This is a genomic window from Pseudomonas plecoglossicida NBRC 103162 = DSM 15088, assembly GCF_000730665.1.
GTDB classification, from domain to species: domain Bacteria; phylum Pseudomonadota; class Gammaproteobacteria; order Pseudomonadales; family Pseudomonadaceae; genus Aquipseudomonas; species Aquipseudomonas plecoglossicida.
This window is the reverse complement of sequence record NZ_BBIV01000024.1, coordinates 69,342-86,937: the sequence shown is the minus strand read 5'-3', so window position 1 is coordinate 86,937 and position 17,596 is coordinate 69,342. Positions and strand designations below refer to the sequence as shown.

General features: G+C 65.1%; 12 protein-coding genes and 1 pseudogene. 8 read left to right on the top strand and 5 right to left on the bottom strand.

Going from position 1 to position 17,596, the window contains the following annotated elements; genetic code table 11:
• The first annotated feature begins 150 nt into the window (after positions 1-150).
• The 3 genes from PPL01S_RS15595 to PPL01S_RS15585 all read left to right on the top strand — a co-directional run bounded on the left by PPL01S_RS15595 (position 151) and on the right by PPL01S_RS15585 (position 3,958).
• Positions 151-999, top strand: a complete 849-nt coding sequence (locus tag PPL01S_RS15595) for a helix-turn-helix transcriptional regulator (RefSeq protein WP_016394689.1) — start codon at positions 151-153, stop codon at positions 997-999.
• A gap of 64 nt (positions 1,000-1,063) precedes the next feature.
• Positions 1,064-2,554, top strand: a complete 1,491-nt coding sequence (locus tag PPL01S_RS15590; RefSeq protein ID WP_028625396.1) for an aldehyde dehydrogenase — start codon at positions 1,064-1,066, stop codon at positions 2,552-2,554.
• Positions 2,555-2,575: 21 nt separating this feature from the next.
• Positions 2,576-3,958, top strand: a complete 1,383-nt coding sequence (locus PPL01S_RS15585) for an aspartate aminotransferase family protein (protein ID WP_028625397.1) — start codon at positions 2,576-2,578, stop codon at positions 3,956-3,958.
• A gap of 69 nt (positions 3,959-4,027) precedes the next feature.
• On the opposite strand, the gene PPL01S_RS15580 is transcribed toward PPL01S_RS15585, so the two are convergent.
• The gene (locus PPL01S_RS15580; protein ID WP_028625398.1) at positions 4,028-6,028 is read right to left on the bottom strand and encodes a peptidase U32 family protein; all 2,001 of its coding nucleotides are present in this window, start codon (positions 6,026-6,028) and stop codon (positions 4,028-4,030) included.
• Between the two features lie 217 nt (positions 6,029-6,245).
• Here PPL01S_RS15580 and PPL01S_RS15575 point away from each other — a divergent pair, with 217 nt between their 5' ends.
• Together PPL01S_RS15575 and PPL01S_RS15570 are read left to right on the top strand one after the other, a co-directional pair.
• Entirely contained in the window at positions 6,246-7,298 is a 1,053-nt protein-coding gene (locus PPL01S_RS15575; protein WP_016394685.1) for a beta-keto acid cleavage family enzyme, read from the top strand.
• 165 nt (positions 7,299-7,463) lie between these two features.
• On the top strand, positions 7,464-8,795 hold the full coding sequence (locus PPL01S_RS15570; protein ID WP_016394684.1) for an MFS transporter: 1,332 nt from the start codon (positions 7,464-7,466) through the stop codon (positions 8,793-8,795).
• Between the two features lie 75 nt (positions 8,796-8,870).
• On the opposite strand, the pseudogene PPL01S_RS15565 reads toward PPL01S_RS15570, so the two are convergent.
• Positions 8,871-9,886: pseudogene (locus tag PPL01S_RS15565) on the bottom strand (AraC family transcriptional regulator).
• A gap of 251 nt (positions 9,887-10,137) precedes the next feature.
• On the opposite strand from PPL01S_RS15565, the gene PPL01S_RS15560 reads away from it, so the two are divergent.
• The gene (locus PPL01S_RS15560; protein WP_016394682.1) at positions 10,138-11,583 is read left to right on the top strand and encodes a DUF1302 family protein; all 1,446 of its coding nucleotides are present in this window, start codon (positions 10,138-10,140) and stop codon (positions 11,581-11,583) included.
• Between the two features lie 45 nt (positions 11,584-11,628).
• On the opposite strand, the gene PPL01S_RS15555 is transcribed toward PPL01S_RS15560, so the two are convergent.
• From PPL01S_RS15555 to PPL01S_RS15545, 3 genes are all read right to left on the bottom strand, one after another.
• On the bottom strand, positions 11,629-12,687 hold the full coding sequence (locus PPL01S_RS15555) for an NAD(P)-dependent alcohol dehydrogenase (RefSeq protein WP_028625399.1): 1,059 nt from the start codon (positions 12,685-12,687) through the stop codon (positions 11,629-11,631).
• Positions 12,688-12,759: 72 nt separating this feature from the next.
• Positions 12,760-14,217, bottom strand: coding sequence for an acyl-CoA reductase (locus PPL01S_RS15550; protein ID WP_016394680.1), 1,458 nt, complete (start codon positions 14,215-14,217; stop codon positions 12,760-12,762).
• 4 nt (positions 14,218-14,221) lie between these two features.
• On the bottom strand, positions 14,222-15,661 hold the full coding sequence (locus PPL01S_RS15545) for a phenylacetate--CoA ligase family protein (RefSeq protein ID WP_016394679.1): 1,440 nt from the start codon (positions 15,659-15,661) through the stop codon (positions 14,222-14,224).
• 290 nt (positions 15,662-15,951) lie between these two features.
• On the opposite strand from PPL01S_RS15545, the gene PPL01S_RS15540 reads away from it, so the two are divergent.
• Positions 15,952-17,103 (top strand): iron-containing alcohol dehydrogenase, encoded by a 1,152-nt coding sequence (locus tag PPL01S_RS15540; RefSeq protein WP_028625400.1) that lies wholly within the window; start codon positions 15,952-15,954, stop codon positions 17,101-17,103.
• Positions 17,100-17,534, top strand: a complete 435-nt coding sequence (locus tag PPL01S_RS15535) for an acyl-CoA thioesterase (RefSeq protein ID WP_028625401.1) — start codon at positions 17,100-17,102, stop codon at positions 17,532-17,534. The genes PPL01S_RS15540 and PPL01S_RS15535 overlap by 4 nt, the downstream gene beginning before the upstream one ends.
• The last annotated feature ends 62 nt before the right edge of the window (positions 17,535-17,596 follow it).

Sequence of the window (17,596 nt, the reverse complement as noted above, 5' to 3'; positions counted from 1 at the left end):
GCTCGCGATGCGCCGCGCGGGCGGCGCTCGATCTCAACCCCACCCCAAAACCCAAGCCATGCACCCCAAGCTCACCCCGAAGGGTGATGGCCGCCTCCTTCCACCCGTGCAAGAATTCCCCCCATAACAACCCGGCATGGGACCACGATAATGAGCAAAGACCGGCTGAAATCGCCCGACTGGTACGCGCAGATGGCGCGTGTCATCGACGCCCAGGGCACGCCGGGCTTCGTCGAGGCGTTGTTCGCCGCGCTCAAGCTGCTCGCACCGTGCCAGGCCATCACCGTGTTCCTCTATCCGCGCAAGGGGCTGCCCTCGGCGCTGTTCGTCAAGGACGAGGAGGGCCCGTGGCTACCGGAAGGCAACGTGCAGCGCTACCTCGAAGGCTACTACCTGCTGTGTCCGTTCTACCGCGCTTGCATGGATGGCGTGGCACCCGGTTGCTACCGCCTGAGCGACGTCGCCCCCGACCACTTCAAGCGCAGCGAGTACTACCTGGCGTTCTACCAGCACGCGCACCTGGAAGATGAGCTGAACTTCATCGTCCCGCTGGACGAGCACCTGACCATTGCCGTGGCCCTGGCCAGCACTTGCCGGCTGGACCGCCAGCAGGTCAACGACCTCAAGTGCGTGGCGCCCTGGGTCAACGCCGTGGTGCGCCGGCAGTGGAGCCACCTGGATATCGACGCCCTCGGTGGGCGCTTCGAAAGCGTCCTGGGCCGGCAGATCAACGCGGCCTTGAACAACTTCGGCTCCTCCTTGCTCACCGAGCGCGAATGCCGCATCGCCCAGTACCTGCTGCGCGGCCACTCGACCCGCTCGCTGGCCGAGCGCCTGGGCATCAGCGAAGACACGGTCAAGACCCACCGCAAGAACCTCTACACCAAGCTCGACATCGCCAAGCAGTCCGAACTGTTCTCGCTGTTCATCGACTCCTTGGCCCAGGCCCAGGAAGGCCTGAGCAAGGACCCGCTGGAAAGCTACCTGCGAAGGCGCTGACGCCCGCGCGACACCTCATTCGAACAACAGACCGGCCGCCCGTGCGGCCGCAAGGGAGACCTGCGTGCATACGAAAAGCGATTGGCAGCTGCGCGCTGCCGGGCAAAGCTTCATCACCTCGGCGCTGATCGACGGTCGCCCGCTGTCGGCCCGCAGCGGCGAAACCTTCGCCGCCATCAACCCGGCCACCCAGCAGCTGCTGGCCCAGGTGGCCGCCTGCGGTGAGGCGGAAATCGACCAGGCGGTGCGCTCGGCGCGCCGCGCCTTCGAACAAGGCCCTTGGGCGCGCATGGCGCCCTCGGCACGCAAGCGGGTACTGCTGCGCCTGGCCGAGCTGATGATGGCCCACCGCGAAGAGCTGGCCTTGCTCGACTCGCTGAACATGGGCAAGCCGGTGATGGACGCCTACACCATCGACGTGCCCGGTGCCGCCAACGTGTTCGCCTGGTACGGCGAGGCGCTGGACAAGGTCTACGACCAGGTCGCACCGACCGCCGCCAATGCCCTGGCCACGGTCACCCGTGAGGCACTGGGCGTGATCGGCGCCGTGGTGCCGTGGAACTTCCCGTTGGACATGGCCGCCTGGAAAGTCGCCCCGGCCCTGGCCGCCGGCAACAGCGTGGTGCTCAAACCCGCCGAGCAGTCGCCATTCTCGGCCCTGCGCCTGGCCGAGCTGGCCCTCGAAGCAGGCTTGCCCGAGGGCGTGCTCAACGTGGTGCCGGGCCTGGGCGAAAACGCCGGTCGTGCCCTGGGCCTGCACCCGGACGTGGACTGCCTGGTGTTCACCGGCTCCACCCAGGTCGGCAAGTACTTCATGCAGTACTCGGCGCAGTCCAACCTCAAGCAAGTGTGGCTCGAATGCGGCGGCAAGAGCCCGAACCTGGTGTTCGATGACTGCCAGGACCTGGACCTGGCCGCCGAGAAGGCCGCTTTCGGCATTTTCTTCAACCAGGGCGAAGTGTGCTCGGCCAACTCGCGCCTGTACGTGCAGCGCTCGATCCACGACGAATTCGTCGAGCGCCTTTTGGCCAAGGCCCGCGACTGGCTGCCCGGCGACCCGCTGGACCCGGCCAGCCGCGCCGGCGCCATCGTCGACAGCGCGCAGAGCGCACGCATCATGGCCGCCATCGAGCAGGGCCAGGGCGACGGTGCGCGCCTGCTGTGCGGCGGCCAGCGCCTGAGCTTCAACGGCTCGAACAATTTCATCGCACCGACAGTGTTCAGCGACGTGCGCCCGGACTCTGCCCTGGCCCGCGAGGAAATCTTCGGCCCGGTGCTGGCGATCACCGCCTTCGACGACGAGGCCGAGGCCCTGCGCCTGGCCAACGACAGCGTCTACGGCCTGGCCGCCTCGGTGTGGAGCGACGACCTCAACCGTGCCCATCGCGTGGCCCGGCAGCTCAAGGCCGGCACCGTGTCGGTGAACACGGTCGATGCCCTGGACGTGGTGGTGCCGTTCGGCGGCGGTCGCCAGTCGGGCTTTGGCCGCGACCTCTCGCTGCACGCATTCGACAAGTACACCCAGCTCAAGACCACCTGGTTCCAGCTTCGCTGACCTTCATCTCGGAGAACGACAATGAACGCACCTTTCCAGCCGCAACGCGAAACCCGCGATTACCAGGCCAGCGACGCGGCCCACCACATCCACGCCTTCCTCGATCAGAAGGCGCTCAATGCCGAAGGCCCACGCGTCATCACCCGGGGTGAAGGCCTGTACCTGTGGGACAACGACGGCCGCCGCTACCTGGACGGCATGTCCGGCCTGTGGTGCACCCAGCTCGGCTACGGCCGCAAGGACCTGACCGCCGCCGCTGCCGCGCAGATGGACCAACTGGCCTACTACAACATGTTCTTCCACACCACCCACCCGGCGGTGATCGAACTGTCCGAGCTGCTGTTCAGCCTGCTGCCCGGGCACTACAGCCACGCCATCTACACCAACTCCGGCTCCGAGGCCAACGAGGTGCTGATCCGCACCGTGCGCCGCTACTGGCAGGTGGTCGGGCAGCCGAGCAAGAAGATCATGATCGGCCGCTGGAACGGCTACCACGGCTCGACCCTGGCGGCTACCGCGCTGGGCGGGATGAAGTTCATGCACGAGATGGGCGGCATGATCCCCGACGTGGCGCACATCGATGAGCCGTACTGGTACGCCGAAGGCGGTGAGCTGTCCCCGGCCGAGTTCGGCCGCCGCTGCGCGCTGCAACTGGAAGAGAAGATCCTCGAACTGGGCGCCGAAAACGTTGCAGGCTTCATTGCCGAGCCGTTCCAGGGCGCGGGCGGCATGATCTTCCCGCCAGAAAGCTACTGGCCGGAAATCCAGCGCATCTGCCGTCAGTACGACGTGCTGCTGTGCGCCGACGAGGTGATCGGTGGCTTTGGCCGTACCGGCGAATGGTTCGCCCACGAATACTTCGGCTTCGAGCCCGATACGCTGTCCATCGCCAAGGGCCTGACCTCGGGCTATGTGCCCATGGGCGGCCTGGTGTTGAGCAAGCGCATCGCCGAGGCACTGGTGGAGCGTGGCGGGGTGTTCGCCCACGGCCTGACCTATTCCGGGCACCCGGTGGCGGCGGCGGTGGCCATTGCCAACCTCAAGGCCTTGCGTGATGAAGGCATCGTGCGCCAGGTGAAGGATGACACCGGGCCGTACCTGCAGCGCATCCTGCGCGAGGTGTTCGCCAACCACCCACTGATCGGCCAGGTGCAGGGGGCTGGTTTGGTGGCAGCGTTGCAGTTCGCCGAGGACAAGGGCAGCCGCAAGCGTTATGCCAACGAGAACGACCTGGCGTGGCAGTGCCGTACCTATGGCTTCGAGGAGGGGGTGATCATTCGTTCGACGTTGGGGCGGATGATCATGGCGCCGGCACTGGTGGCCAAGCGCAGCGAGCTGGATGAGCTGGTGGAGAAGATCCGCATTGCCGTTGATCGCACTGCGCGTGGGTTGGGAATTCTTTAACTAGCAAAAGGGGCCGCTTTGCGGCCCTATCGCCGGCTTGCCGGCGATAGGGCCCTTGCAGGCACCCGATCAATGCGGCGCGCGGGGAATGGTCTTGAGCAGGTCTTCCGGGCTGATGTGCCCGACCACCTGGGCCACCGCGCTGCCCGGGGTCGGCAGGTCGATGATGTGACCTTTCATCTTGCCGATCACATGCATCTCGCACGGCTTGCAATCGAACTTCAAGGTCAGCACTTCATCACCCTGGATCAACTGCATCGGCGCCACCTTGGTGCGCACGCCGGTCACGCCCTTGGCCTGTTTCGGGCACAGGTTGAACGAGAAACGCAGGCAGTGCTTGGTGATCATCACCGGCACTTCGCCGTGTTCCTCGTGGGCCTCATACGCCGCATCGATCAGCTGCACGCCATGGCGGTGGTAGAAGTCGCGGGCCTTCTGGTTGTAGACGTTGGCCAGGAACGACAGGTGCGACTCGGGGTACACCGGCGGCGGCGTGGTCTCGGCCTTGCGCCCGCTACGCGGGTGGGCCTTGATGCGCGCTTCGGTCAGCGCCTCGATGGCTTCGCGGCGCAGGGCCTTGAGCTGCGAGTTGGGGATGAAGTACGCCTGCGGCGCGTCCAGCACGATGGCGTTGGCGTGGTACATCGTGGTACCCAGCTGGCCGAGCAGGTCGTGCAGCTGGTCCAGCGCCTGCTGCGGCTTGTTGGCCGCGCCGAACGGGCCGTCCAGGGCGACCTGCACGCTCACGCCTTCCTCGCTGCTGACGCTGAGCATCAGGCGCTGTTCGGTGAGCGCCGCGTGCCATTCCACGCCCACCCGGCGCTCGGCCGAGGTGCGCTGCAGGGCCTGTTGCCAGTTGTGGTCGAGGTTGCGCGAAAGTGGATGGTTCGGCCGCAGCTTGTACAGGCCTTCGGGCATTTCGTTGGGCTCGACCCGGTAGCGGTAGCGCTTCTGGCCGTCTTCCTCGAACTCGCCACGGGGCTCGGCGATGTTGGCACGGAAGCCCACCACCTCGCGCTTGACCAGCACGTTCAGGCCGTCACCGTTGGTCAGCGGGACCTCGGTGACCACCTGCATGTCGCGCTTGCCGACTTTCTCCACCACGCCCACCGGCAGGCCGGTGAAGGTCGGCGAGTCGAAGGCGCCAATATCGACCTTGCGGTCGGTGACGAAGTAGTCGGTGCTGCCGCGGTGGAAGGTCTTGTCCGGGTCGGGCAGGAAGAAGTGCTCGGTGCGGCCGCTGGAGGCACGGGCAAGGTCCGGGCGGTCCGCGAGGATGGCGTCGAGTTCCTTGCGGTAGTGGGCGGTGATGTTCTTCACATAGCCCATGTCCTTGTAGCGGCCCTCGATCTTGAACGAGCGCACCCCGGCGTCGACCAGGTCGCGCAGGTTGGCGGTCTGGTTGTTGTCCTTCATCGACAGCAGGTGTTTCTCGAACGCCACCACGCGGCCCTGGTCGTCTTTCAGGGTGTACGGCAGGCGGCAGGCCTGGGAGCAGTCGCCACGGTTGGCGCTGCGCCCGGTCTGGGCGTGGGAGATGTTGCACTGGCCGGAGAAGGCCACGCACAGCGCGCCATGGATGAAGAACTCGATCGCAGCATCGGTTTCGGCGGCGATGGCGCGAATCTGCTGCAGGTTCAGTTCACGGGCCAGCACCAGCTGGGAGAAGCCGGCCTGGTCGAGGAACTTGGCCCGTTCCAGGGTGCGGATATCGGTCTGGGTGCTGGCGTGCAGCTCGATGGGCGGGATATCCAGCTCCATCACCCCCAGGTCCTGCACGATCAGCGCATCGACGCCGGCATCGTAGAGCTGGTGGATCAGCTTGCGCGCCGGCTCCAGCTCGTTGTCGTGGAGGATGGTGTTGATGGTGGTGAACACGCGTGCGTGGTAGCGGCGGGCGAACTCGACCAGTTCGGCGATCTCGCTGACCTCGTTGCAGGCGTTGTGGCGCGCGCCGAAGCTCGGGCCACCGATGTAGATGGCGTCGGCGCCGTGCAGGATCGCTTCGCGGGCGATGGCCACGTCACGGGCAGGGCTGAGCAGTTCCAGGTGATTCTTTGGAAGGGACATGTCGTTATAGGTTCGGGCTGTCACGGTTTAGGGCGGCATTGTAACGGTGAAATGCCTGGCTGGCACCTTTGGCTGCCGGGAGGTGGTGACGGCGGCGCCTGTCATCAAATGTGACGGCGCTGTCGCGCGATGAGACGCACCCCGAAAGCCCCGGGCATACATTGCCTTCACCGCCATTGCCGCCTGTCGGCAGCTCAGAACAATAAAGGAGATGATCATGCAGTTTTTCGACGATTCCCTGCACCCGGACAACATGGACAAGGTGGTGATCACCGTCGCCCCTTATGCGCCCCAGTGGATGCCCGACGACTTCCCCGAGGACATTCCGCTGACCATGGACCAGCATGTGCAGGCCGCGGTGGACTGCTATGAAGCCGGCGCCACGGTGCTGCACCTGCATGTCCGCGAACTGGACGGCAAGGGTTCCAAGCGCCTGTCCAAGTTCAACGAGTTGATCGCCGGGGTGCGCGAAGCGGTACCGGACATGATCATCCAGGTCGGCGGTTCGATTTCCTTCGCCCCGGAAGGCGAGGGCGCCGAAGCCCTGTGGCTGTCCGACGACACCCGGCACATGCTCGCCGAGCTGACCCCCAAGCCGGACCAGGTCACCGTGGCCATCAACACCATCCAGATGAACATCACCGAGCTACTGTTCGCCGAGGGCATCGAAGGCACCTCGCTGCTCGACCCGGCGATCCATGCCGCCTACAGCGAGATGACCGTGCCGGCCGGCCCGGCCTGGGTCGCTGAGCACCTCAAGCGCCTGCAGGCCAGCGGTATCCAGCCACACTTCCAGCTGACCGGCATCCACGCCTATGAAACCCTTGAACGGCTGGTGCGCAAGGGCGTGTACAAGGGTCCGCTCAACCTCACCTGGATCGGCATCGGCGGCGGCTTCGACGGCCCCAACCCGATGAATTTCATGAACTTCGTCAACCGCGTGCCGGATCGGTGTACCCTCACCGCCGAATCGCTGCTCAAGAACGTGCTGCCGCTCAACACCATCGCCCTGGCCATGGGGCTGCACCCGCGCCTGGGCAATGAAGACACCATCATCGACCAGCACGGCAAGCGCTTCTCGTCGGTGGCGCAGGTCAAGCAGACGGTGCGCATCGCCCACGAGCTGGGTCGTGAGGTCGCCACTGGCAAGGAGGCGCGGGCTATCTACCGCATCGGCGAGCAGTACGCGACTGTCGAGGAAACCTTGCAGGCCAACGGCATGGCGCCAAACCGCCACTCGGGGCAGAAGGGCGTGCCGCAGCGCGGCTGATGCGCTACTGGCCTCATCGCCGGCAAGCCGGCTCCCACACCAAGCGCTGCGCACACCACTCTGTGCGAGCCGGCTTGCCGGCGATGAGGCCCGTAAAAGCAGCACAGATTTTGGCAAGTATTCATAACAACAAAAGCAAACAAGCCAGATACCCAAGGAGGCAGCGTGGCCTTTCATCCCAATCCCGCAGTCGATGAAATCGATACCTCGATCGGCATTCCCCGGCGTTACGCCTGGGTCGTGTTCGCCCTGACGTTCGGTTTGCTGATTTCCGACTACATGTCGCGCCAGGTACTCAATGCGGTATTCCCCATCCTCAAGGGCGAATGGGCTCTGAGCGATGGCCAGCTCGGCCTGCTCAGCGGTATCGTCGCATTGATGGTGGGCCTGTTGACCATCCCCCTGTCGATGCTCGCCGACCGTTTCGGCCGGGTCAAAAGCCTGACCCTGATGGCGCTGCTGTGGAGCCTCGCGACCCTCGGCTGCGCCCTGGCCGAGAATTACCAGGAAATGCTCATCGCCCGCTTCATGGTCGGCGTCGGTGAAGCGGCCTACGGCAGCGTCGGCATCGCCGTAGTGGTGTCGGTGTTCCCGCGCAGCATGCGCGCCACCCTGGCCAGCGCGTTCATGGCCGGGGCCATGTTCGGCTCGGTGCTGGGCATCTCGATTGGCGGGGCGATCGCCGTGAAGCTGGGCTGGCGCTGGTCGTTCGCCAGCATGGCGTTGTTCGGCCTGTTGCTGGCGGCACTGTTCCCGCTGGTGGTCAAGGAAGCGAAGATTGCCCCGCAGCGCCTGGGCGCAGCGGCGAGCAAGGCCCAGGCGGCGGTGCGCCAGCCACTGCGTACCTTGTACAGCACCCGTTCGGTGCTCGCAGCCTACCTGGCCAGCGGCCTGCAAACCTTCGTCGCCGGCAGCATGATCGTGTGGATGCCCAGCTACTTCAACCGCTACTACGGCATGGGCGAGGGCAAGGCCGGTGCGCTGGCCGGCGTCATGGTGCTGTGCTGCGGGGGAGGGGCGATTCTCTGCGGCATGCTCAGTGACCGGCTGTGCCGCCAGTCGGCGCTGCGCAAGATCGAGATCTCCATGGTGTTCTGTCTGGGCAGCTGCCTGCTGATGTCGCTGGCGTTGATCCAGTCGGTGGGACCGTTGCAACTGACGCTGATCGGCCTGGCCATGCTGATGGTCACCGGCATCAACGGCCCGACCATTGCCACCATCGCCAACCTGACCCATTACAAGGTGCATGGCACCGCCTTCGCAGCCCTGACGCTGGTCAACAACATGGTCGGCCTGGCGCCCGGGCCATTCCTCACAGGCCGGGTGTCCGACGTGATCGGCCTGCACGGCGCCTTCCAGCTGGTGCCGATGATGAGCATCGCGGCGGCGGCGGTGTTCTTCTATATCCGCTGCCACTACCTGGACGACATCGCCCGCGTGCAGCGTGTACAGGAAGAGGCCGTGCCGGGCAAGAACCTGATGGAAGCATCGTCATGACGTAACGGGTCCGTCATGCTCCCTTGCGGTCATCCGTCCACGCGGATGGCCGATTTTTTCGTGGGGCAGGCTGAGTCAGCCGTCCTTGCGCGCCACGATCTTGCGCTCGCTGCGCCAGGCTGCCGGCGGCATGTCGAACTGAGAGATGAACCAGCGGGTGAAGGAGTTGGGCATGGAGTAGCCGAGCATGTCGGCGATCCGCCCCAGCGAGTACCCCGGGTTTTCCAGGTAGCGCACCACCAGGTCGCGGCGCACGCTGCTGATCAGTTCGCTGAAATTCACCCCTTCTTCGTCCAGCCGACGCTGCATGGTGCGCACGTTCATGCCCTGGCTCTGGGCAATCTGCGCCAGGGTGGCGCGGCCCATCGGCAGCAACAGGTAGATGGCCTTGCGCACCTCGCCCGCCACCGAGTGGTCGCGGGTGCCGAGCAGCGAGTCCATGTAGCGCTGCGCATGTCGGGCCATGGCGGCATTGGCCAAGGGGATGGTCGCGTCGAGGCTGGCGACCGGGCAGACGATACCGTTGAACTCGCAGCCGAACTCGACCTTGCAGGCGAAGATGCGCCGGTGCACGGCCAGGTCCTCCGGCGCCTCATGGGTGAAGCACACCTTGAGCGGTTGCCAGTGGTTGCCCAGCAAGGCGGAGCAGAAGCGGTGCATCACGGCAATCGCCAGTTCGATGGACTGGCGATTGTCGGTACCCATGTCGGTCACCAGCTCTTCGCGGATGATCACCGTGTTGCCGACTTCCTCGATGCAGATCGCCAGTGACTCGTTGATCTGCTGGCCGTAATGCACGATCACCTGCAGCGCATCGCGCAGGGTGTTCTGGTGGCTGAGCAGCAGGCTCACCTCGCCGAAATCCGCCAGTTCCCGCAGCTCGGCCATGCGCAGGCCGATGGTCTGGCAACCGCTCAGGCGCGCCGACCGCTCCAGCAGGATGATGCTGGCGGTGGCCGGTATTGGCTGGGGTCGCTGAGCAGGGCAGGGCTCAAGCCCACTTCGCCCAGCAACGAGATCGCGTTCAGCTTCAGGTGGCGAGCGACATCCAGGTAGTTGGTCAGAACCGCGGTGCGTGCTTGAACGGGCATGGCGTGGCTACTTTCCCTGTGGTGGTGGCGCAGTCAGCAGCCAGTTATAGAGTCTTGATTGTCAAATGAAAAGTGCCCTGCGCGATTGATCCGGCGACGCGCGTGGGGGCGCGTGTCATCGAAAGGGAAGTGGCTGACGCCAAATGTAACCCGCGGCAATCGGCGTAACCCTACTGTGCAGCTAGCCGGGGCCGTGCGTGCCAGGCCCCTGGCAGCAATGACAAGAACAACAAGAACCGGAGAACAACGTCATGCACAGCACCACAGGGCTGCGCCCTCCACGCGGCGGCCTGCTGGCCACTGCCACGCTGCTCGCCTCCATGCCGGCGGCCCAGGCGTTCGAATTGAGCGACGGACGCGAAGACTGGACGGTGCGTTTCGACAACACCCTCAAGTTCAGTTATGGGCAACGGGTGGAAGGTCAGAACGCGAAGATCGCCAACGCCGCCAACTACAACGATGGCGACCACAACTTCGGTGTCGGCAGTGCGGTGACCCAGCGGGTCGACCTGTTGACCGAACTGGATGTGCTGTTCCAACGCAAGATGGGTTTTCGCGTCAGTGCCGCGAGCTGGTACGACCACGCCTATGACCACGTCGGCTCCAACAGCAACCCGTTCCCCGGCCAGGAAGGCAACGTCGGCAACCTGGTGGCGGCGCGCCAGGCCGGCGCCATTGCCCCCGGCGACTCGCTCAATGGCCGTACGGCCCAGCGCCATGGGTTGAGCCGCTACAGCGACCGTTACTACAACGGGCCCTCCGGCGAAATCCTCGATGCCTTCGTGTTCTACAGCACCGAAGTGGGGGAGGAGTCGATGTTCAGCGCCAAGCTTGGCCGGCACAACCTGTTCTGGGGCGAAACCCTGTTCAACGCCGCCAACGGCATCAACTACGGCCAGTCGGGGCTGGACCTGGCCAAGCTCTACAACGTGCCGGGCACCGAGACCAAGGAGCTGTTCCTGCCGCGCAGCCAGCTCTCGCTGTCGTACACCGTCAACCCCGAGCTGACCCTGGGCGCCCAGTACTTCCTGGAGTTTCGCAACACCCGACTGCCCGAAGGCGGCACCTACATGGGCGGCTACGACATGTTCGGCGAAGGCGGCGACGTGTTCTGGCTGCCGGTGCCCACCGCGCTGGACGGTGCCGGGGCGTTCTACGCGACTTCCCGTGGACACGATCTGAAACCCCACAGCACGGGCGATTTCGGCCTGATGGCACGCTGGAGCCCGGCCTGGCTCGATGGCAGCCTCGGCTTCTACTACCGCAAGACCACCTACAACACCTACAAGCTGACCTACGCCCTGGACCCCAAGCAGCTGACCACCGCCAACCACCTGGCGCCCGACTTCGTGCGCTGGGAGAAACACCGGGTATGGGTGGTGGAGGGCACCTTGAAGTCGTCGGCGCGGCACATTTACCACAAGCGCCGCATGTACCTGGACGAGGACAGCTGGATCGCCCTGGCGTCCGACCAGTATGACGCCCGCGGCAAGCTCTACCGAGGCTCGTTCGCCTTCCTCAGCCAGAGCTACGACAAGAACATCCCGGATGTCACGCCGTTCATGATCTACGACCTGATCGGCGGTTCCTACAACATCAACGGTGTCACCGGTGCCTATGGCGGCATCCACTACACCGACACGTTGTCCAAGGCGCAATGGGCGCCGGATGCGCTGGCCGGTGCCGGCATCCGCTGACCTGAAGCGATGCTGCGGTGGTCGACACCGCAGCATCTTCTGCCATTACAACGTGACGTCACGCAAGCTGTTCATGTCGATCACGAAGCGGTACTTCACGTCATTGTTCTGCAGGCGTTCGAAGGCCGTGTTGATGTCCTGTATGTCGATCATCTCGCAGCTTGGCAGCACCTGATGCTCGGCGCAGAAGTCGAGCAGCTCCTGGATCCCCTGGATACCCCCGATGAGCGAGCCGGCCAAGGTGCGGTTGTTGCGGATCAGCAAGCCACCGTGGATCGGCTCCAGCGGCTCGATCGCTCCCACCAGCACCATCACGCCTTCGCGCCCCAGCAGCATCAGGTAGGGGTTGACGTTGTGCCGGCTGGGGATGGTGTCGATGATGAACGCAAAGGCGTTGGCCGCCGCTGCCATGGCCGCTGCATCGCTGGACAGCAGTACATGGTCGGCACCCAGCGCGCGGGCATCCTCGGCCTTGCCGGGTGAGCTGGTGATGACCGTCACCTCGGCGCCCAGCGCCACGGCCAGCTTCACTGCCATGTGCCCCAGTCCGCCCAGTCCGACCACTGCTATTTTCGTACCCTTGCCCACGCCATAGCGGCGCATCGGGTTCCACACGGTGATGCCCGCGCACAGCAGCGGGGCGGCGTAGCGCGGGTCGAGGTTCAACGGCATGCGCAGCACGAACTGCTCGCGCACCACGATGTGCTCGGCGTAACCGCCATAGGTGATTTCGCCGGTGTGGCGGTCCTTGCCGTTGTAGGTCGGCGTCGGCCCCTGGGCGCAGAGCTGCTCCTGGTGCTCGTGGCAGGGCGCGCAGTCCAGGCAGCTGTCCACCTGGCAACCGACCGCCACCCGATCGCCGACCTTGAAGCGGCTGACGCCACTGCCCACGGCCGTGACGTGGCCGACGATCTCGTGGCCGGGGACGATCGGGTAGACCGTGTTGTTCCAGTCGTTGTGCACCTGGTGTGCATCGGAGTGGCAGACGCCGCAGTAGGCGATGGCGATCGCCACGTCGTCGGCACGCAGTGCGCGCCGTTCGAATCGATAAGGCGTCAGGGGCGAGTGGGCGTCGTGTGCGGCAAAACCCAGGCAAGTGCTCATGGTCGAATCCTTGGCGGTAGAAAAGAGAGTGCGGTGCAAAGAAGAACCCCCGGCAATGGCCGGGGGAGAGGTCTAGATCGAAGGACGCAGCCAGGGCGCCGGGGAGGTCTCGGGCGAGGCGATCTGGTTGACGATCCACTTGCCCATGCGCCGCAGCGGCTCGATGGAGTCCTGCGGGCCGGCCCACTTGAGGCCGGCCGCGTAGCCCAGCGAGACGATGCGCTGGGCGCCATAGAGCGGCAGGATGTCCTTGAGCTCGTCCTTGATGCTTTCCGGGTACACGCCGACGGTCTGGGTGTAGGCGTCCACCGCGTCCATCATCTCGGTCAAGGTGTCGACCGGCACCAGGTTGGCGGTGCGGTCGTCCAGGCGCGGGGCGAACGACACGGCATCGGCGGTCTGCGAGCAGATCACTGCGCCTTCGCCGTCTTGGCCGCCGATCACCTGGTACCACTCGTCATCCAGGCGCAGGGCGTCGACTTCGGCCTTGAGTTCCGGGTCGTAGCGCTTGGGCACCGTGCTCAGCGTATTGGGCAGGGTCTGCATGGCGTCGTAGACATAGCGGCCGAAGCTGCTGAGCTTGGCAAGGCCCGCGTCGTCGGTGCCGCTCTGCACGTAGATCACCCGGGCGCAGACACAGGCCTTCTGGTTCAGCGCACCGATGTCGCTGGCCAGGCGCACGGCGGCTTCGCGCATGCTCGCTTCGCTGTCGAAGGCGGCCTTGCCGATGATGCTGGCGCTGCGTTTGGGGTCCAGGGAAATCAGCTCAAGGCCTGGCTGCACGTAGCGGGTGACGTGCTTCATGGCGTTGTAGCCGCCCCAGGCGACGATCTTTTCCAGGTTCTGCGGCTGGTACAGGCGCTCTTCGAAGGCCTGGTCGCCGCCTTTCCAGTAGGCCACGCTCAGGTGCTTGGTCAATGGATGGTCGGGGGCCATGTCGACCATGGTGCGGGCGATGGCCAGGGCAGTGAACGGGTCGTTGGAAGGCGCCTTGATGATCGCATCGCTGCGCAGCACCATGTTGCGCAGGATGGTCAGCAGCGACAGCCCGGTGGCGTTGCCGGCGACGATGTGCAGGGTACGCGCGCCGAAGCAGCGCACGTCCAGCTCGGTGCCATCGAGCAGGCGCTGCTTGACCCAGCCTTCCAGGTACTTGATGCCGACCGAGTTCTCCACCTGCTCGGTGACCGAGGCGCGGGTCAGCATCTGGCGCAGCCCCATGTAGCTGCCCTTGACCATGCTCGGGGTGACGGGCGCAGTCAGGTAAGACAGCTCGCAGGCTTCCTGCAGGAACGGGTTGCGGTCGAATTCCAGACGTTCGCCGAGCGCTTCGGCGTAGTCGAGGATGTCGTTGAAGGTCAGGGTATACAGGTCGGCCAACTTGGCCGGGTTGCCCAGCGGCAACTGGTCGAGGTACTTGTGCGCATCCGGGGTCTGGAAGATCAGGTCGCCGCCGCGACCACCGACATCGATCAGGTTGTCGGTGATGACCTTGCCGCGGATGATCATCGGCGCAATCGGTTTGCTCATGGGGTTAGCCCTCTAGTGTGTTGAGGAAGTCCATCGCCTGGCGATGGGAGTCTTCGGTTGCCGCACAGGTGATCTTGTCGTCGCCGCCGTTGAGGTCGCTGTAGCGCTGGATCGGCCCGACCACATAGCAGCTCGGCCGGCCGCAGCTGCACGGCTGGTCCCACTCGACGGTGATTTCATCGCCGGTGATGAAGCCGCCCCAGCGGAACTCGGCGCCCAGGTCGAAGAACGCCGCGCGCCCGGTGACGCGGCCCTTGCGCGGCAGCGGCTTGCTGGTCTCGGGGTCGAGCTGGAAGGGGATGACCGTGGGGGCGAAGTGGAAGTGGCCGGCTTCGCAGCGCGCATGGGCGCCGCCGACCACTTCGGACATGGCATAGGACTCGTTCAGGGTGCGCGCCCCTGTGAAGCGCAGCACATCCTCGCGCCAGCCTTCTGGCTGTACCACACCCTTGCCGCCGCCGGCGGTGTGCACGAACGAGTCGGGGTGGAACACGCCTTCCAGGCCGCGTTCGAGGCCGGCCTTGGCCATGCTGTGCAGCAGGTTCCAGGTGGCGCCGATGTACACCCGCTGGCCCTTGAGCCGGGTCGACATGTGGTCGAAGAACGCGGCCAGGTGCTGCGGCATCTCGGCCTGCAGCTGGTCGAAGGCCTTTTTCTTTTCCAGCAGTTCCGGGCTGATCACCAGGCGGTCGAGGGTGCCTTTGGATTGCGCCGCGCGCAGCTTGGCGCCCAGGTGCAGCACGTCGGTGCTGAGGGTGGTGGGGTAGGCGGCATGGAAGTGCGATTCGCTCGGCAGCAGTGCCGGGATCATCGCCGCATGCACCCTGACATGGCTCAGGTAGCCCTTGCGGTAGTAGGGGTAGATGGTGTGCAGGTCGGGCTGTGGGGTGTCGGGGCTGTCCATGTTCCACACCACCATCTTGCGCAGCTGGGCGAACTTCTCCCACTCATGCACGCCCTGGGGCAGGAACGACAAGGTGCCGGAGGTGCCCGAGGTGTGGCTGATGCGCAGCTGCGGCACGCCTTCGTCCATGGTCTCGAACCAGTCGTCCAGGCCTTGGCAGTCGCTGACATTGACCGCGGCGATGGCCTCGGCGACCTCGGGCGTGACCAGTTTGCCCAGCCATCTGTTGATCTGCGCGTAGCTGCGCTTTTCCAGCAACGACGGCGGATAGGACTTGTACACGGTGTGTTCGAACAGCAGCGGCACCACGTCGTCGAGCCGGTCGATGCGCTCGACACCTTGGGCGTCGGCGAGTTTCTTCAGGACCGGGATGCGCTGGCTCAGGTCGGCGAAGCGCTGCTTGAGGCCGTTGAGTTGCAGCGCGTCGATCTCGGCGCGGGGCAGGTGGTTCCAGGCGTGCTGGGAATAGTTGACCAATGCTGCCGGGTCGTTCAGCAGCAGCTGGGTTTTTTGTTCTATCGACAGAGGGGCAGTGGGCATGTTCTGGCTCGCTACTCGACTTATGGGAACCGGCGAGGCCGGAGGGAGGGTGCGGCCCAAGTATGTCGATGGCCCCGGCGAATTTGTTCCGGATTCCGGATATTGCCTTTTCGGATCAAGTCACTGATTTATAAGATAAAAAATGAAAGTTTCGAAAGCGCTCCAGCGGCCATTCCGGATTCGTTTCCGGCATGGCGGATCGAGGCGCAAGTGGGCTTACACTCGGTCTCGCCCACTCATTTTGAATGAGTGCGGAGCTGTCAATTCGGACCGCTATTGGAGAGGCTTCCATGTTGAAAATGGTATTTCAGACCACGCCTTCACTGATCATCGAGCGTGGCGCTTCGGCCCGGCTTGCCGAGCATGTGCGTGCCAAAGGTTGCAAGTCGGTGTTGCTGGTCACCGATGCGGGGGTTGTCAGGGCGAAGCTGTTGGATGCGTTGCTGGCCGGCATGCAAGATCAGGGGATCGCCGTGAACGTGTTCGCCGAAGTGCAGGCCGACCCGCCCGAGTCGGTGATCCTCGCGGCAGTCGAGGCGGCCAAGGCCTGTGGCGCCGACTGCGTGGTCGGCGTGGGTGGCGGCAGTTCGCTGGACGCCGCCAAACTGGCCGCGCTGCTGGCCTGCAGTGGCGAATCGTTGAGCCAGGTGTATGGCATCGGCCAGGCCAAGGGCCCACGCCTGCCGTTGATACTGCTGCCGACCACCGCCGGGACCGGCTCGGAAGTGACCTCGGTGTCGGTGGTGACCACCGCATCCGGTGAAAAGAACGTGGTCTATTCGCCGCTGCTGTTCCCGGACCTGGCGGTGCTCGACGCGGAGCTGACCCTCGGCCTGCCGGCTCATGTCACCGCCGCGACGGGGATCGATGCCATGGTCCATGCCATCGAGGCCTACACCACCCGCCACCTGAAGAACCCGGTCTCCGACTGCCTGGCCCGCGAAGCGCTGCGGCTGTTGTCTGGCAGCCTTTTGCGCGCCTGCCGGCAAGGTGACGATATCGAGGCCCGCGAACAGATGCTGCTCGGCGCCTGCCTGGCGGGCATGGCCTTCGCCAACGCCCCGGTGGGGGCGGTGCATGCGCTGGCCTATCCGCTCGGCGCCCGTTTTCATATCCCCCATGGGCTGTCGAATGCGCTGGTGCTGGGGCCGGTGATGCGCTTCAACCTACCGGTGGTGGCGCCGCTGTACGCCCAGTTGGTGAGCATCGTCATGCCCGGCCTGCACGGCAGCGACAGCGAAAAGGCCGCCGCGCTGGCGGACTATCTCGGCGGCCTGGCCGGCGAACTGGGCCTGGCCACGCGCCTGGGCGAGCTGGGAATCGGCGCGGCCGACCTCGAGGCATTGGCCAGCGATGCCATGAAACAGCAGCGGCTGCTGGGCAACAACCCACGCGAACTGACACTTGCCGATGTGCGCGCGATCTACGAGGAGATCCTGTGAGCAAGCCATCGCGGCCGAGCCGCCAGGCCTTTCGCCACTTCACCCAGGTGCCCACGCGTTTTGGCGACAACGACGCCTATGGGCATGTGAACAACGTGGCGTACTACGGCTACTGCGAAACGGCGATCACCACCTTTCTGGTCGAACAGGGCACCCTGGACATCGCCAACAGCGCGGTGATCGGGCTGATCGTCAACTCCGGGTGCAGCTACTTTTCGCCCCTGGGGTTTCCCGACCGGGTCGAGGTCGGCATGAAGATCGCCCATTTGGGCAACAGCAGTGCGCGCTACGAGCTGGCGCTGTTTCGCAACGACGAACCGCTGGCAGCGGCTGCGGCCCATGTGGTCTACGTGTATGTCGACCGCGCCGCCAACACCTCGGTGCCGATCCCGGACAACGTGCGTGACAAGCTGGCACTGCTGCTCGACTGACCGCATACTCTGGGGTGCTGCCCGCAGGCCTTGGTGGCCCGTGGCAGCATTCTGGAGAGCGT

Coding starts and splice junctions, on each gene's coding strand:
- PPL01S_RS15560 (WP_016394682.1), top strand. CDS start 10,138: ATGCACAGCACCACAGGGCTGCGCCCTCCACGCGGCGGCCTGCTGGCC.
- PPL01S_RS15555 (WP_028625399.1), bottom strand. CDS start 12,687: ATGAGCACTTGCCTGGGTTTTGCCGCACACGACGCCCACTCGCCCCTG.
- PPL01S_RS15550 (WP_016394680.1), bottom strand. CDS start 14,217: ATGAGCAAACCGATTGCGCCGATGATCATCCGCGGCAAGGTCATCACC.
- PPL01S_RS15575 (WP_016394685.1), top strand. CDS start 6,246: ATGCAGTTTTTCGACGATTCCCTGCACCCGGACAACATGGACAAGGTG.
- PPL01S_RS15585 (WP_028625397.1), top strand. CDS start 2,576: ATGAACGCACCTTTCCAGCCGCAACGCGAAACCCGCGATTACCAGGCC.
- PPL01S_RS15595 (WP_016394689.1), top strand. CDS start 151: ATGAGCAAAGACCGGCTGAAATCGCCCGACTGGTACGCGCAGATGGCG.
- PPL01S_RS15545 (WP_016394679.1), bottom strand. CDS start 15,661: ATGCCCACTGCCCCTCTGTCGATAGAACAAAAAACCCAGCTGCTGCTG.
- PPL01S_RS15540 (WP_028625400.1), top strand. CDS start 15,952: ATGTTGAAAATGGTATTTCAGACCACGCCTTCACTGATCATCGAGCGT.
- PPL01S_RS15580 (WP_028625398.1), bottom strand. CDS start 6,028: ATGTCCCTTCCAAAGAATCACCTGGAACTGCTCAGCCCTGCCCGTGAC.